This is a genomic window from Ruegeria sp. YTSA135 (genome assembly GCF_059610165.1).
The window spans coordinates 1-14,760 of the sequence record NZ_JBXWNC010000010.1; the positions used below are offsets into that span (position 1 = coordinate 1).

Genomic DNA, 14,760 nt, shown 5'->3' on the forward strand with positions numbered 1-14,760 from the left:
CGGCCGAAGTGCTCGGGGCTACTCAATCACCGGTCGTTCGCTGCTTTTGATGCCAAGGTCAGCTGAGCGGGACGAAGCATGGGTAATCGGGCTGGCCTGATGGATGGGTCGGGTTCTCGATAGAGTTGCAGCAGTTGCTGCAATCTGAGGAGAACGAGATGAATTACTTTGTGGGATTAGACGTGTCGCTGCGGTCAGTGGCTGTCTGCGTGATTGATGGTGATGGCAAGCACGTGTTTGAACGTGCTGTGGCTTGCGAGATTGAGGATATCGCGGCCTGCCTGCGCGATGTGCCGCAAGGCCTCTGCCGGATCGGCTTTGAGTCTGGCGCGATGAGCCAGCATCTCTACATCGGACTCCGCAAGGCAGGCTTCGATGTCGTTTGCATGGAGGCGCGCCAGGTGAATGCGGCGCTCTCTGCGATGCGGAATAAGACCGACAAGACGGACGCCCGTGGCATCGCTCAAGTGCTGCGGTCCGGGTGGTTCAGCAAGGTCTTCATCAAGAGCCGGGAAGCGCATGCCTACCGGGCGCTGCTGAGCAGCCGTAAAGCCGTTCAGAAGAAGTGCATCGATCTGGCCAACGAAGTGCGCGGCTTGTTCCGAGTGTTTGGTTTGCGCCTTCCGCCCCGCGTTGATCAGGGGTCTTTCGACGAACGCGTCAGGCCGTTGATCGAAGCCGATCCGGATCTGTCTCGCGCTTTGCTGCCGCTCTTGGACGCGCGCGCGATGCTCTATAGGACCTACCGCGAGTTGGACAGGCGCGTGAAGCAAGCGGCTAGTCACGACGCAATCTGCCTGCGCTTCATGGCAATCCCCGGCGTCGGGCCGATTGCAGCACTCACGTTCCGGGCAGCGGTCGATGATCCGGCGCGGTTCACCAGCTCTCGGACAGTTGCTGCGCACTTTGGATTGACGCCGCGACGATATCAGTCGGGGGAAACTGACAATCCTGGCCGCATCTCGAAGGCTGGCGATCGAGATGTGCGCGCCACGCTCTATGCGGCGGCCAACGCGATGATGATGCGATCCGTCGCCAGTTCCGACATCAAGAGCTGGGGTCTTCGGCTGATGCGCCGCAAGGGGCGTCGTCGGGCCGTTGTAGCCGTCGCCCGCAAACTGGCCGTCATCATGCACCGCATGTGGGCGGATAACACCGAGTTCCGTCACAGACCTTTGGAGGCCGCCATGACCTGACAGCCTTCCAAAGATAACTGACGGGATCGTCCCTCACCGGACGAGGCCTGTAGATGACGCCGAATATGTCTGCTGCGACAATCCAAGCGCGAGACGAAGCGGGGCGCTCTACGTCCATTCCGACACATGCATGCAGCGGTCCAACCGAACCGGGCCAACAATGACTGCGAAGAGAAGCGTGACCCGGATGAAGGACTACGATCCCAAAGGACGGAAGCAAAACGATGAAATGAACTTGACCCAAACGCCCGATTAGAGAAGCGGACTTATTCTCTTGCAGCTTTCGCTGACGCAGAAACCGCTCACATCTGCGACATACGTTTCGCCGCGCTGCAGCCATTTTCGCCGAAGCGGTCTTTTGCCCTGCCAAATAGGGCACCCGGATAAACCGTCCGAACACCGCATGATAGTCGGCGAATGGACGTCCAGTTTCACATCGGCGTAATCACTGATCGTCGACACGCACAACCACCTCCATTGCGAGGAGATCGGTATCTTCTCCCTGGAAGCTGCCGGTTACCGGAGCGACCTGTGATATGTTCCGTGCAACGGCCACCGGAATCAGGTTGGCCGACCCCACCGACCTGTTCGTTGGGTCGAACGGGATCCAACCGGCCCCGGGAACGAAGACTTCGACCCATGCATGTGTAGAGCCCGAGCCCGCAGATCCGAGCCGGTCATTACTGGGGTCGTAAAGATAGCCGGACACCAGACGCGCCCCGAAACCCAGCGTTCGGATAGCCTCGGCAAAGAGGACCGCAAAGTCGCGACACGAGCCACAGCCCCGGTCGAGAGTTTCGAGTGGTCCTTGCGTGCCTTCGCTCTCGCGGATCTCATATGTGATCTGCGCTGTGATGCCATTGCTGACGTCCTTCAGGAGCGACAGGGTATCCGTTGGCCTGTGCATCACGAATTGTTCGACCCAGTTTGACAAGCGCCCTGCGTCGTCTTGGTATTGTGGCGCAGAAAGCGCCCCGATATCTGTCCAGTCTTCGGTGGAGTAGAGGAACGGGTAGGACGTCGCAGAGGCAGCAATCGGGAAGACGGGCCAGTCTGGCGCGTTCAGGATGGCGGTTGTGTGCGACCGGATCGAAATCGTCTCCGTTGCGACATCGAAGTTGGCGATAGCGATGGCGTTTCCGGCGACATCGTGGGACCAGTCGATGCGGGCCGTCGGCGTGATCTCAAGATCGAAAGCCGTCAATGTAAGGTCCCGCGTTTCACGAGGACGCAACATCAGCCTGTGCGGTCCAAGGACCACGGCGGTGCGATAGCGATAGGTGGTCGTGTGTGCGATCGTGATCGTCGGCATGCAGCAGACCTAACTCGACCGACGGCCGGAGCGAGACCGACCTTTGCTGACGCCTTCGGGCACTGCCGCGCGCCATGCTGTCGTACCTTTGCACCTTGCACAGATGCGCTGGCCGAACCCCTCGCTCCAAAACGAAGCATGACAACGCAAGCAGAATCGCAGCTTCGGCACATCTCCAAGCGCGCGGCTGGGGTGATCCATAAGAGTATCTTCCATTGGTGATCGCATTGGATCCTCGCGTGCATCTGACCTGTGAAGTTGCGCCTTCGACGTCATTCGGAAACAGATGGCATGCGCGTCCTTCTCAACATCCCTTCGTTTTCGGCGTCATGAATGTCCGAACGGTCCTGCAATGGCATCGGTTCGGTTCCGGTTTCGGGATCGAGCACATCCTTGTCTGTCTGTATCGTTCGCGTTCCCGAGTAGAGATGGCGCTGTTGCGCCTCCGAAACCCCTCTGCCTGCATGACCAGTTGCACCATCGGATCGGCAAGCATCTCGACGAGAAAGACCTGCGAGAGGTCCTTGCCGGACAGTTTGTCTCTCGCACGGGCAAGGTCGAGGTCGGCTAGCGACACGGACAGACTTCGCGTCAATCCCGGATGGGACAGGCGTGGATGCAGATGGACCACGACTGAGGCCTTCCAGGCTACGGGATCCTTGTGATCGGGAGGTGAGGCGAGCTCTGTCTCGATATCATACTCGCCGGCAGGAAGCGTTTCGTCGAAGCCGGGAAGATTGAAAGGCCGGTCAAAAACCGCGAATGTCTTGGAGGTTTGGTCGTCCATTGCATTTGATCCTTTCAATTTAGTTGCTGCTCCACGGCATGGAGCAAAACCAGCCCCTTGCGGTGCATGCTTCAGGTTTTCTTCGGACCCGTGGAACCCGGTTTCGAAGCAGTGTCCGGCGCCTTGATTGCCGGTTCTTTTTCCAACGGTTCCATAGGTTTGGATTTCAGTAAGGCAGCAGCTCTGGTCGTCAGGTCTTTGAAAGACATGAGTTTCATCCTTTTTGGGTTTTCCGCTGGAATTTCCGGGCCTCAATCAGGCTCGAATTCTCGAATGCGGCTTACATGTACATGTGTATTGACCGGCCCTATTACGATGGCGCGATGTCGGACAAGTCTACGAGATATGACTTTCGTAGTTCCCGCGGTCGGTCATCTGGGCGTCATACCAGCGTTAGGTAGGGTCGGGTCTCGCAGTCGCTCGAACTTCCGTTCATCTTTTGCTTGCCATGAACGGTCTTTGCGACATCTGGGGCGCTCATCGCCCGCATAAGGGCACTGTAATTCATCCCCATTTTCATCTCGGAGCCAACGGGCACGGTGGATTTGGCTGTGTCGACAACGGTGTGGTCGCTTGTCGCGCCGATGAACATAATTCCTGAGGGAAACGTAAGGCCGCTTGTGTCGGTGTCCTGCTGCCCGACAGCAAGGACTGTTCGGGCTTGGAGGTCATCACTCTGAACCAATTTGAGCATCCCAAGCTCCGGAGCAATTGACGCAGGTGGTATTGAGCTTGGTTTGAGCCTTGTTTCGATCACCTCGGCAAAAAGGGCAAAGGCATCAGTATGAAGGCCAGAGATCGGATGCCCTGTCACGGGGTCGGTGCCCAACAGGATCGCCTCACCCAAGCGCAGGTTGTTGACCCGCCCGGTTGAACCTTCGCCAAGCGCCCATGACAAATTGGCCGAGCCACCTCCTGAAACAAGCTCGACAAAAGGTCCGCAAGCGCCTTCGATTTGGTCGGCCAGTCGCGAGAGCATGGCCATGTCACCGGCCGTCGGTGCCACGTTGTCCATGCAGGCGAAATTTGCAGCGATGCCTTTGAGCGCAACACCGGGTGTTGCGATGACCCGAGTGGCGAAATCATCGAGGTTCTCGGGCAAAATGCCTTCACGCATATCCCCCATTTCAACCATCAGGATGACATCGTGCGAGGTGCCCCGTTCCTTTGCGGCTGCGCCAAGCTTCAGGATTGTGTCCATCTCTGTGTTGTAACTCGCATCACAATTCTCAATGACGTCTTCCATCTCACTCACCAGCGGAGCGCGGATCATCGAAATCGGGCACATGATCCCCGCCATCCGCATCCGAAAGACGTTTTTGATGCGTGCGTCGGCCAGACCGGCAACGCCGCCGTCCACCATGGCCCTGGCTACGTCCGGATGCCCGCAGACGGCCTTGGTCACACCGATGACAGAGATGCCACGGGAGCCAAGACGACGGACGAGACATCGCGCGTTTGCCTGGATCTTGCCCAGATCAATTTCCACACGCGGCGAAGTCATTCCGCTGCCACGAGAGGCACGGGCCGTAACTGCGGAAAGGCAGCCATTACCATGTCGGCCAATTGCGCCCCCGGCCGGGTCAGTGCGTCCGTCACCGGAACGCCGAGATCGCGCGAAAGACTTTCGATTGCATTCCCGACCTCGGCGCCCGTCATCGCCTCGTGATTGATAGTGATACCAATCACTCTTGTGTCAGCAAAAGCTTCGATGAGGGCAATTTCGCTTTTCGGCTCGGGCATCGGCATGGTGGGAAAGTCGCAGCGGTGAGCACGCTTGGGCGCATGTTGAAGAATGACGGCCTGCGGTTGGCTGCCGCGCAGAATGAACGCCGATGTGCAAAAGGCTGGATGGCTGAGCGCCCCCTGTCCTTCGATCAGGATGACGTCCGGGTCTTCGCCCTCGGAAGCCGCGACAATCACACGCTCAAGTTCCCCGCAGCAAAACTGAGGTGGTACGGCGTCCATCGCGATACCATATTTGGCACCCTGCATCAGTCCGGTTTGACCAGTGCCCACAAGGAACGTCTTGATGCCACGGGCGTTCAGGGCCTTTGCCAACACGGTCGCCGTCGTGCGCTTGCCGATTGCACAATCGGTCCCCAGCACAGCGATGCGGACCGCCTTCACCCGTGCGACGCTACCGTCAAACAGACGCATATCCTTGCTGGGTCGGGGCTTGCGAATATCGCGGATCGTTACCTTGGCCGCCTCGGCAGCCGATGAAATATCCGGATCATCCCCTAGGTATTCGTGCAGACCGCTGACAATGTTCATGCCGAACGCGATTGCATCCAGCACGACCTCTCGATCTGTAGGTGACATCTTCCCTGTAGAGGGGGCCATCCCATAGATCAAAGTGTCAGGGATATACACTTCACGCGTAACCGCAGACTCGAGATCTTCAACGATGGGGATGCCATTAATCACATTGTCCAGCACCTGCCCGCTGTCGCGTCCTTCAAGTCTGCTGTCTATGACCGAAAGTAGGCGGTAAGCTTGGCTGTGACGGACAAGCCCGTTTGCGGTCTTGCCATCGATCTGTCCGAAGTTCGCCTCGCAGTAGACAACTGCGGTTGGTGCATATGTGCTAACGGAATTCGCAGAACGAGGTGGATGAATTTTGGGTCGGTCAGGTGGGGCTTGCGGACCCATGATCGAAAGCCGTGTCGTCGGCTTTTCTGCAGTGTTCGATTCCATGATTTTTCCTTTTTCACGTGGCTCTGTGTGCCTCCGATTGGATGACCTGTTCGCGTTCGTGGGTCGCGCTTTTTTCCAGATCGCAGGCGCTAGTCGTTCAGGACGCAGCCCTCTCGCGATCGCTGAAAATTCCGGTGGCATTCCCATCGGTTTCCCGATCTGTCGAGATGCGCATTGTCGGGAAGGTCGATCTCTTTGCAGCTGTCGTTGGACTCTGCAAAGCCGCGATTACACTTCCAGCCCGGGCCATAGCTCGCGTCGTCTAAATGGGCATTTTCCGGAACGATCACGGCCTCGCAGGTCCCGTCACGCTCGGAGTATCCCCGATCGCAGGTCCATGGCCGCCCATAGCTGGATCCGTTCAGAAAGGCGTTTTCCGGAACCGCAATCGCGACGCAAGTGTCGCCTTCGATCTCGTAACCTCGACCGCATAACCAGACAGACCCATGTACATTGTCTGCCAGATACGCGTTCGGCGGCAAAACGACTTCCAAACAGAGATCGTCAACCTTCATGTAGCCACGAAGGCAGCTCCAGCTCTTTCCCGACGGGTCGAGGTATCCGCCATCTGGCACGAAGACCTCAAGACAATTCACCTCATTGACCTCCTGGTACCCGTGCAGACACTCCCAGCCTGCGCCATGGGTTCGGTTCGTCGTATAGGCGTTCTCCGGAACGATGATGACAAGGCAGGCATCGCCGTCACGCCGGTACCCACGATCACACTCCCATCCCTCGCCATAGCTTTTGGGCTGCGCATTCGTGGGCATCGGGGCCGCCTGAGATTGGGCGAAAGACGGCGATCCGATTGCGATGAGCGCGACGAATGCGAGCGCGAGGAGTTCCGCGGAGGCCTTTGCAGAGCGGGACGACACCATTGCAAGCACGTCTGCGATGCCCTTAGATGAAAGAGGCGCCAGCTTGAGACCACTACGATGCATCAAGCTCGAGACCTTCGATGCATGCCTGCGCCAGATCGCGGTTTGGACCATCTGATCCGGGCATGGTCGCCCAGCCTGTTTCCATGACAGCGTCGCGCCGCTTGAACGATGATGCCTCACGGATTGTGGCGAGCTTTGCAATGCGTTCATTGTCGGTGCGGGACATGTCGATGCAGAAGGGCACGAGCGCCGCGATGACTCTGTCCTCCGCCATCTCGCTTGCCATCTTCTCCGCACTAGACCCTGTCATCCAACCTCCCCAGGAGAATCCAAAAATGCCGACGAATACCGCGCCAATCAGTGCGCCGTAGATTCCGGGTTTCAGCCATTCAGGTGTCGTCATGTCGTGTCCTCCTGCGGGGAAAGCGCCGCTTCGCTGTCATTGGTGGTTTCGGAGAAGGCCCGATCACATGCAATGGCATGTTCAAGATCCTCCTGTGTGATCACTTGCATTGTCGTTTGACCCGCATTGCTCCCTCGCCCCCGGACCATCAAGTATGTCGCGCTGCGCCGGTAAGCCTCGAAGCTGAGGCCTTGCAGAAGCTCTTCTTCGAAAAGGATTTCATATGTACCGGGCGGAAGCTCCCGCTGGCTGTCGCCAATCATGAAGTCGTTGGCAAACGTCACCATTGATCTGGTCGAACGCGTGAGCATCCCGGGTCTCCATTGAATAGAGTGTTGAACTTTCCGCAGCCGCCATTGTGGCCCGCGTCGAAAGGAACGCCTCGTCGCAGCAAGGCAGTTGAGTGCACAATATCCGAACTTTCGGGGTGCTATGCTGATCGAGGTTAGCCCCCGTCGGCTTCTTTGCTGTCAGGGTGAGAGGCAAAGCCGTCCCGCGGCTTCAGACACCTGCGTGCAAGTCTTCCAAGTCTTCGCATCCGTCGCACGCAGAAAGGAAACCCATGTCCGCCTCAGACGTTCTCCACCCGGATGGCAGCGACTTCGATGCCTTCCTCTTCGCGGAAGTGGGTGAGGACAGAACCGGTGCAGCCGTTACGGTCTTGTCAGCGCTTGCGCGCCTTGACCTCGAGCCTTGGACCGAAGCGGGTGAGCTTTCACGTCTGGGCCGGGAGGACGCGCACGTACGACTGACGACGCATTTTGAAGCGATTACCGACATTCCGGCACTGGCGCTGGCAAGTGAGAGCAGAGCGGAAAAGCTGGTTTCATTGCTGCCTAAGCGCGCACCGCTTCGCGTTTCGAAACCACTCGAAGCAGGCACCAGCGTTTTTCCGAAACTATCGATCTCCTGGACAACGATGGCCCTCGTTGGAGTCGCAGTTCTAACGTGGTTCTTCTATCTGGCTCAGACGGGCTAACCTGCGTCAGTGCGAGGACGCAGAGAATCCGGATAGGTGATCCTGTCCACCGCAAGTCATGGTGGTATTTTCCGAGTATCTCAGAGGCGCGGGACACATGCAGTCCCTCAAAAGAACTGCGTGCATTTTGCGCCTCTTGTTTCTCGGACTGTCCAGGAAAGGACATTCCCATGAATGAAGAAGACCAAACCGCGGAAAACCAGACCGTGAAACACATGGCCTCCGTCAAGGCTGCCTGGGACAATGCACCCGAAGGCCCCAAGAAAGCGACCGCTCTCAAGCATTATCAAGCGGCCGAGAAGGCGCATGAAGCTGAAAACGACGAAGAGGCACACAACGAACTCAAGCAGGCAAGCCGCGCATTGATGTAATGTCGGTATGCCTGTGAAAAGGTTGCAGGGCCGCCCAAAGCCATACTGAGGGCGGCCGTTTCACGGTAACAAAGGTCGTGACTGATCTAGATAGGCCGGATCGAAATCCGCCAGTGCAACCAGCCCCTCGTAGTCATCGAAGATTACTAGTCCGCCCTGAAACGTGACGAGCCCGCGTTCGCGGAGCTTACGAAGGACGCGGTTGACGTGGATGGCACTTAACCCCAACGCGTCTGCCAGATGATACTGTGTGAGCGGACAGGCATAGCCTTCCCTGCTCCCCATACCGACGAGTGACAGCCTTACGCCAAGCTCCAGCAGGAAATGCGCCATGCGCGCATCTGCATCGCGCCGTCCGAGCCCAACCAGATGTTCGACAACCATGGCTTCGTCACGCGATACGGCCCAGAGAATGGCGGTTGCGAGACGTGGCGTTTCGGCGAAGGCCTGCAGAAGATCGCTCACCAGAACTTCTGCAGCTTCGATATCGACGATTGGCTCAATCCCATGATCGGATGTGTGTAAAAGGACGCTGCGCAACCCCAGAAAATCGCCTGGTATCTGGAAATCAACGATCTGGCGCGATCCGTCAGGTTGGATTTTGTAAGAGACGACCCAGCCCGCCGCCAGAATGTATGCCGCCTGTTCGGATTGGCCTTGATGAACCAAGTCGCGTCCTGCCGCGAAGGATTTCCTCCGCTGATGCAAGCGCTCCAGAACGACCAGTTCCGTCTCCGAAAGAGCAACGAACGCAGAGAGCTTTTGGGTAAGTGGGCTGGCTTTGACGTTCACTATCGGTCCTTTCCGAACCGGCGCATATTCCCGAAAGAAATCGGCGCTGAGACTGCTTTCGATCAGTACGGACTACCGAACTTATTGAGATGTTGGTCAATACTATCACGACCTCGCCTGGTCGCGAGGCAAGAAAGGAAGAGGATTGTCCCTAATGTCGGATCAACGAGACCCTTCAGGGATGGCCGCCTTCTCGATTTGCGAGGCCCTCCTACTTGCCCTGCAAGATCGCAAACTGCTGCCGGAACGCGAGATTGTAGGGATTCTTCGGGATGCGGCAGCGACCCACGAGAATGCCAGAGGTCCAGAAACCGAACAAAAAATGCATATGGCAACCGCAAAACTGATCAACGATATCATCGTTGGCGGCAACCTTTCGCGGCGCCCGTAGCGTCAACCCTCATACGCTGAACATGAGCGAAGCCTATTTGTTTAGTCGCACCTCTCAACCCATCTACGGATCAGTCGATTCGGTCTTTGAGTCAGGGGGTTGTTCGGTTGCAGTCTGCGATTTCGTATCTTTTTCTTGCGAGGCCTTTTTGTCGGTGGCCTCTTTCTTCGCCAAGTCGTTGAACGACATTCTGGCTTTCCTTTTCTGACTGCCAGGGTATCCAGCAGCTTGTGAGCTGTAGGGGATCGATGCTCTCTTGGCAAAGGAAACATCGGCCAAAGCACCGCGTGCACCTTGTAACACTCTTGGGGAGCTACCAAGTTTGTTATGCTACTGACCTACATTCGAACCCCTGTTTTCCTTTACCGGCTCGCAGCGCTCGACACTGTCGTGAGAAGCCGGGCTGCCGCATATTGTGGGCAGCGATCAAATAAGGAAAATTCACATGGCCAATGGCACAGTGAAATGGTTCAACGGCACAAAAGGCTTCGGCTTTATTGCACCTGAGACTGGCGGAAAGGATGTGTTTCTGCACATCTCCGCACTCGAGAAGTCGGGGATGACCACCCTGAACGACGATCAGAAGGTGACCTTCGATGTGGAGGCCGGCCGCGACGGCCGTGAAAGCGCAACCAACATCGCGCTCGCCTGATCTTTGCAAATGGGCGCTCTTAAGGAGCGCCCTTCGACAGACGGCCATTTGTTTTTGAATCTTCTTCCGCTGCCTAACGCAGCAGTTCCTTTGCCCTGATTGGTATCCGCCGAACCGGCACTACGAATTGCTCATCACAGGAGACCAGCCTGATGCCAGATTACACAGCTCCAAACAGATCAGATGCGGGACGTGACGTCTTCAAGGGTATGTCGAAGAAATCGAAGGCCAAGGAGACCAGGAAAGAAGCCGCTATGTCGATCCGCGTGGGCGAGTATGGCAGATATCAGATCAAGTCCGGTCGTCTCGCCGGCGCATACGGCGCTCGCGCCTTTCCCAAGCCACCCACGAAGGCGCGCGGCTTGATTGCCGAGGCGACGGGTGAGACCGAAGAAGCCGCGATCATCGCATTGCATTCCGCCATCGATGCGCGCGAAGTCCGCAGGGCCGAAGACCGCAGAACAGATCCTCGCAGAGGGACGCAGGTACCAACATCCGACGAATACGTGGAAGCGCTCCATTCTGTAAACCTGACGCGTCCTCAGCGCGCCATGTTGATGGCGTTGTCGCTGGTGGAAGCGGGCGGGTTGGCAGAGGCTAAGGTTGCAGATGCTGGCAATTACAAGTCCACGACCTCGGCTAACAGAGCGCTCGCCAGCGTGGGCCGTATGGTTGCGAGCTATCTGTCTTCGGGAACAGGTTCCTTACGGCCTTCTATTGGCTCGGATGGAAGCGCGCTCATTGGGTATCGAGATGTCTCCGAACATGACGAGAAGCCTGAGAGCTGGATAATGCACCCCGAGCTTTGCGCCGCCATCCGTAAAGTTATGTAATTCAATGGGTTAGATATCCAAGTGTTTGGCCAATGCGGGTTATTGCCAATCTAGTCGAACCAGAGTTTGTCCAGAAATACCGATGCGTTCGGACATCAAGAGGACGTTTGGCGGCGTTGGTAGCTATGCGTCAATCGCGCTGCGTGCGGCAGGTCGGCCCGCAAAGACGGACGGCACCAGCCGCACTCCTAGTGTCTAGAGGTCAATACTCTCGGCGATACTAAGCGCATCTTCGAGTTCAACTCCCAAGTAGCGCACTGTGCTATCGACCTTCGTATGACCGAGCAAGAGTTGAACCGCGCGCAGGTTGCCTGTTTTCCGGTAGATCTCAGCAGCCTTTGTTCTGCGCAGCGAATGCGTTCCGTATCCGCTCGGTTCCAGACCAATCGCCGACACCCAATCGTGCACCAACCGGCCATATTGACGGGTTGAAATGTGCGGGCGATCGTGGAAGCGGCTGGGAAACATAAACGAGCAAGCCAGCATCTCAGGTGATTTGACCCAAGCCAGGACAGTTTCTCTTGTGTTTTCCGTCAGTTCAAACTGAACAGGCCGCTTGGTTTTGCTCTGGATAACTGAAACCCGTTCTCGGACACGATCCTCTTTGACCAGATCGACCACGGATAGTCTAACCAGATCACATCCACATGCTTGCTGTCGATGGCAACGTTAAATAGCGCCAGATCGCGAAGGTTGTTCGCCAGTTCCAGTCGCGCTCGGATGGCCCAAACCTGTTTTGGTAGCAGCGGTCGCTTCTGGCCGACGATCCGCCCCTTGTTCCAGGCTTTACGTTTCGGGGTGACAGCAGGAAGTTGGACTCGAGGCATGATTTGCCCTCCTTGCCGCCCTCCAAACCCAAGCATCAGCACCGCGCTGACGTTGGAATGCTACTTGCAAACCTGATTGAATTTGGCCTGCCACCAGCGGGTTTGTACTCCAAACTTTGTAGCAGCCCGAATGAATGGCCGAATTCACTGCTGCCTTGCCGCGCTGAAATCTAAGCGCTTGCAGCAATTTCCGTGCTGCGAGCGCGCGCAGCGAGGGATCAAGACTTCTGCTGTGGGCTCAGAGTCCGCATTCGCCGCGCGGCCCCAATGTCCGGTATGCCGGCGGACCCTATCCATTAAACATGAACTGGCGGCTAGCTGAGGAGCCTATCCGCCTTCGCCGATTCCGATCCGTTTCAAATCATCGAAGTCGATTTCCTGCTTTTGTTCCTCAGTCAGATCCGGCCGAATTTCCGATACCGGCTTAGGCCCATGGACGTCCCACATCACCGCATGCGCGCCTGTGGTCCAGCAATAAACCCAACCAACTATACTGCACCCATCGGTCCCGATCAGATTGGCGATCGCGACGCCCTCACCTTTATCATCGTTCACTGTTTACTGACTTCCTGCACTGTGGCTCTGATTTTGCAGCGCGACGAGCTGCGGTGCTCGCCTGCACCGCATGCCGCGCTTGGGGGATGTTGGCTAACTGCTCTTTGTTGAGGAGTTCATTTCACATGGGGACACACAAAGCGGTGCGTTCCAAAATGACATTGCTTTCAAATCTTGTGGTCGGGCTCCGTGGCGGCTTCGACGATCGCCAATACCTCGAAGGGGTCAAATCCGACGGCACGCGACAATTGGATAAGCTCAACGACGTCAATTCGGCGCTCTCCGCTTTCGACACGGGCAACGAACGATTGGTGATGCCTGAGTTTGACTGCCAGTTCTTTCTGGCTGAGTCCTGCTTTATTCCGGGCGTCGACCAACGCCTGGCACAGAGCCTCCTGACCTTTGCTTCTGATTGTTTTCGCCACGCGTCACATACCTTTTGTGACGTCGCTAGCGGATGAAATCTGTTATCTAAAAAGTAGATATTTGAGGGTGTTATCGGCGTCTGGTTTCCGTCGGGTGCAGGCTTGATGCACACCCAATCGCCCATCAATCCCCCACTAGCTCCAGAAACCGACCGTAGTCCTGACTGACTTCGCGCGCTTCCTCGAAGGCGCGCGCACGCTCCTGCTCGAGGCAGCGAAAGTAGTCCTGAATGTCCGTAATGTAGACCTCGAAGTCCCGTCGGATGATATCGGCATAGTCTTTGGCCGCTTGCGAATCGCTTGGGACGAAAGGCCGGACCGGGGCGAGACAGGTTTCCGCCTGACTTGCGACCGCAGCGAGCATCAGCAAGGCCACAGCCTGCATCTTCACCCATCGGCTCAACCGCAGGTTTCTGAAACCCCTATTTTCCTTGATAGACGCCAATGGCCGTGCCTAGAGTTTGAGTAACCGAGATACAGCCGTATCTGCCGCATTATATCTTGCGGTTAATAGTATACTATCGTAACTCTGGGCTTCAAGTGGGAATGCCCGGTTGTTGCGTGTTTGAAGAAAGCGTGAGCCGGGCCATGAACTGGGACATCGAAGCACCAAATGTGGTTACGGAAGCACGTTTCCGCGAACTCGTGGAAAGTGGCTATAGCGCTGAAATCCTGTGCCAGGAGTCGGCACACAAGAAGGGCCCCAGTTACTACGGGGTCTGGATCATGCGTGTCGTCTCCGACGAGGGCGTGGAAAAGCTGCTGGTCACTGCCCGCACCCGGACGACCTATAACGACATCAAGATCCGCGAGTTCAAGACCATCACGGGCGTGGTGTCTTTCCTTATCGGGATCGGCTTCTCCCATGCCGATGTCCCGCTCGAAGAAGGCCAGCGGACGACGCACAAGCTGGCTGCAACCGACAAGGGCGGCAGCAAGTAGCCTTCTCCTTTTCTGGTATCTCGCGGGTCCCGCAACTGCGCAGATGGTACTGGTCATGGAGAGCGATGGCTCTCTGACTGCGTCTCGCTCTCAGGACAGCTTTGCCCGCAATTACAATGACGGCATCGGACAGGGGTCTGCTGCTGATGAGCTGGCGATCCTCGGTGAGACTGAACTTGGGTCAGAAGAGATCCAATTGGCAGCCCTCTCGCGGCCTGCGCCCCTGCCCCGCGCCGATGTTCTGGCGGCCATCGAGGCCACCGCCCTTCGTTACGCCAGTCATCCCGGGCTGCGCCGCACAGAACTTTCGGTTCGCGATTGGCTGACCCTCTACCGTGCCAATATCGAAGTCGAGAGCGCCTATCGGCAGGATGCGGTCTCGAGCGCAGGCGCCATCGGTCTCGGGCAATTGATGCCCGCGACGGCGCGCGATCTCGGCGTCGACCCACGTGATCCCCTCCAGAACCTCGACGGCTCCGCCCGCTATCTTGCGATGATGCTGGAGACGTTCGGCGATCCGCGTCTTGCCCTTGCAGCTTACAACGCCGGACCGGATGCGGTCCGCCAGTATGGCGGCATTCCCCCCTACCGAGAAACCCAGAACCACGTCGCCCGTGTCATGGCCGTCGTTGCCCGATTGGAAGGATCAAATTCATGATGTCCCAAACTTTTTGGAAATCATTCCTCAAAACACTTATCGCCAATGTCACGAGA

General features: G+C 57.2%; 21 protein-coding genes and 1 pseudogene. 8 read left to right on the forward strand and 14 right to left on the reverse strand.

The annotated features are described in order from the left end of the window. Window positions 1–158: 158 nt before the first annotated feature. Window positions 159–1,196, forward strand: a complete 1,038-nt coding sequence (locus AC2FIT_RS13925) for an IS110 family RNA-guided transposase (protein WP_496830394.1) — start codon at window positions 159–161, stop codon at window positions 1,194–1,196. 445 nt (window positions 1,197–1,641) lie between these two features. On the opposite strand, the gene AC2FIT_RS13930 is transcribed toward AC2FIT_RS13925, so the two are convergent. The 8 genes from AC2FIT_RS13930 to AC2FIT_RS13965 all read right to left on the reverse strand — a co-directional run bounded on the left by AC2FIT_RS13930 (window position 1,642) and on the right by AC2FIT_RS13965 (window position 7,590). Continuing rightward, entirely contained in the window at window positions 1,642–2,508 is an 867-nt protein-coding gene (locus AC2FIT_RS13930; RefSeq protein ID WP_496830396.1) for a transglutaminase family protein, read from the reverse strand. Between the two features lie 304 nt (window positions 2,509–2,812). Next, window positions 2,813–3,295, reverse strand: coding sequence for a hypothetical protein (locus AC2FIT_RS13935; protein WP_496830398.1), 483 nt, complete (start codon window positions 3,293–3,295; stop codon window positions 2,813–2,815). A 71-nt stretch (window positions 3,296–3,366) separates the two neighbouring features. Then, on the reverse strand, window positions 3,367–3,504 hold the full coding sequence (locus tag AC2FIT_RS13940) for a hypothetical protein (protein WP_496830400.1): 138 nt from the start codon (window positions 3,502–3,504) through the stop codon (window positions 3,367–3,369). A gap of 173 nt (window positions 3,505–3,677) precedes the next feature. Next, window positions 3,678–4,799 (reverse strand): alanine/ornithine racemase family PLP-dependent enzyme, encoded by a 1,122-nt coding sequence (locus AC2FIT_RS13945; protein WP_496830402.1) that lies wholly within the window; start codon window positions 4,797–4,799, stop codon window positions 3,678–3,680. Further along, on the reverse strand, window positions 4,796–5,995 hold the full coding sequence (locus AC2FIT_RS13950; protein WP_496830404.1) for an N-acetyltransferase DgcN family protein: 1,200 nt from the start codon (window positions 5,993–5,995) through the stop codon (window positions 4,796–4,798). Before AC2FIT_RS13950 ends, AC2FIT_RS13945 begins: the two co-directional genes overlap by 4 nt. Before the next feature lie 89 nt (window positions 5,996–6,084). After that, window positions 6,085–6,765 (reverse strand): hypothetical protein, encoded by a 681-nt coding sequence (locus AC2FIT_RS13955; RefSeq protein ID WP_496830406.1) that lies wholly within the window; start codon window positions 6,763–6,765, stop codon window positions 6,085–6,087. Window positions 6,766–6,925: 160 nt separating this feature from the next. Next, a complete protein-coding gene (locus AC2FIT_RS13960; RefSeq protein ID WP_496830408.1) occupies window positions 6,926–7,279 on the reverse strand; it encodes a hypothetical protein in 354 nt (117 codons plus the stop codon). Further along, on the reverse strand, window positions 7,276–7,590 hold the full coding sequence (locus AC2FIT_RS13965; protein ID WP_496830410.1) for a hypothetical protein: 315 nt from the start codon (window positions 7,588–7,590) through the stop codon (window positions 7,276–7,278). The genes AC2FIT_RS13960 and AC2FIT_RS13965 overlap by 4 nt, the downstream gene beginning before the upstream one ends. A 251-nt stretch (window positions 7,591–7,841) precedes the next feature. Here AC2FIT_RS13965 and AC2FIT_RS13970 point away from each other — a divergent pair, with 251 nt between their 5' ends. Further along, window positions 7,842–8,258, forward strand: a complete 417-nt coding sequence (locus AC2FIT_RS13970; protein WP_496830412.1) for a hypothetical protein — start codon at window positions 7,842–7,844, stop codon at window positions 8,256–8,258. A gap of 170 nt (window positions 8,259–8,428) precedes the next feature. After that, window positions 8,429–8,629, forward strand: a complete 201-nt coding sequence (locus tag AC2FIT_RS13975) for a hypothetical protein (protein WP_496830414.1) — start codon at window positions 8,429–8,431, stop codon at window positions 8,627–8,629. Window positions 8,630–8,689: 60 nt separating this feature from the next. On the opposite strand, the gene AC2FIT_RS13980 is transcribed toward AC2FIT_RS13975, so the two are convergent. Then, the gene (locus AC2FIT_RS13980) at window positions 8,690–9,421 is read right to left on the reverse strand and encodes a Crp/Fnr family transcriptional regulator (protein WP_496830416.1); all 732 of its coding nucleotides are present in this window, start codon (window positions 9,419–9,421) and stop codon (window positions 8,690–8,692) included. Window positions 9,422–9,575: 154 nt separating this feature from the next. On the opposite strand from AC2FIT_RS13980, the gene AC2FIT_RS13985 reads away from it, so the two are divergent. Then, a complete protein-coding gene (locus AC2FIT_RS13985) occupies window positions 9,576–9,812 on the forward strand; it encodes a hypothetical protein (protein ID WP_496830418.1) in 237 nt (78 codons plus the stop codon). 63 nt (window positions 9,813–9,875) lie between these two features. Here AC2FIT_RS13985 and AC2FIT_RS13990 read toward each other — a convergent pair whose 3' ends face one another. Further along, window positions 9,876–10,001, reverse strand: coding sequence for a hypothetical protein (locus AC2FIT_RS13990; RefSeq protein ID WP_496830420.1), 126 nt, complete (start codon window positions 9,999–10,001; stop codon window positions 9,876–9,878). Window positions 10,002–10,257: 256 nt separating this feature from the next. Between AC2FIT_RS13990 and AC2FIT_RS13995 the strand changes: the two genes are divergently transcribed. Both AC2FIT_RS13995 and AC2FIT_RS14000 read left to right on the forward strand, forming a co-directional pair. Then, window positions 10,258–10,464, forward strand: a complete 207-nt coding sequence (locus AC2FIT_RS13995) for a cold-shock protein (protein WP_299971375.1) — start codon at window positions 10,258–10,260, stop codon at window positions 10,462–10,464. A 152-nt stretch (window positions 10,465–10,616) separates the two neighbouring features. Beyond that, the gene (locus tag AC2FIT_RS14000) at window positions 10,617–11,297 is read left to right on the forward strand and encodes a hypothetical protein (protein ID WP_496830423.1); all 681 of its coding nucleotides are present in this window, start codon (window positions 10,617–10,619) and stop codon (window positions 11,295–11,297) included. Between the two features lie 195 nt (window positions 11,298–11,492). On the opposite strand, the pseudogene AC2FIT_RS14005 reads toward AC2FIT_RS14000, so the two are convergent. The 4 genes and pseudogenes from AC2FIT_RS14005 to AC2FIT_RS14020 form a co-directional block, all read right to left on the reverse strand. Further along, window positions 11,493–12,124: pseudogene (locus tag AC2FIT_RS14005) on the reverse strand (tyrosine-type recombinase/integrase). A gap of 327 nt (window positions 12,125–12,451) precedes the next feature. Further along, complete coding sequence (locus AC2FIT_RS14010) at window positions 12,452–12,679, reverse strand: hypothetical protein (protein WP_496830425.1); 228 nt, start codon at window positions 12,677–12,679, stop codon at window positions 12,452–12,454. A gap of 167 nt (window positions 12,680–12,846) precedes the next feature. Further along, window positions 12,847–13,104 carry a helix-turn-helix domain-containing protein gene (locus AC2FIT_RS14015; RefSeq protein WP_496830426.1) on the reverse strand — a complete coding sequence of 86 codons (258 nt, stop codon included), beginning with the start codon at window positions 13,102–13,104 and terminating at the stop codon, window positions 12,847–12,849. A gap of 124 nt (window positions 13,105–13,228) precedes the next feature. Next, complete coding sequence (locus AC2FIT_RS14020; RefSeq protein ID WP_496830645.1) at window positions 13,229–13,489, reverse strand: hypothetical protein; 261 nt, start codon at window positions 13,487–13,489, stop codon at window positions 13,229–13,231. Between the two features lie 203 nt (window positions 13,490–13,692). On the opposite strand from AC2FIT_RS14020, the gene AC2FIT_RS14025 reads away from it, so the two are divergent. Next, complete coding sequence (locus AC2FIT_RS14025) at window positions 13,693–14,046, forward strand: hypothetical protein (protein ID WP_012187165.1); 354 nt, start codon at window positions 13,693–13,695, stop codon at window positions 14,044–14,046. Between the two features lie 43 nt (window positions 14,047–14,089). Next, window positions 14,090–14,704, forward strand: coding sequence for a lytic transglycosylase domain-containing protein (locus AC2FIT_RS14030; protein ID WP_496830429.1), 615 nt, complete (start codon window positions 14,090–14,092; stop codon window positions 14,702–14,704). Window positions 14,705–14,760 lie beyond the last annotated feature (56 nt).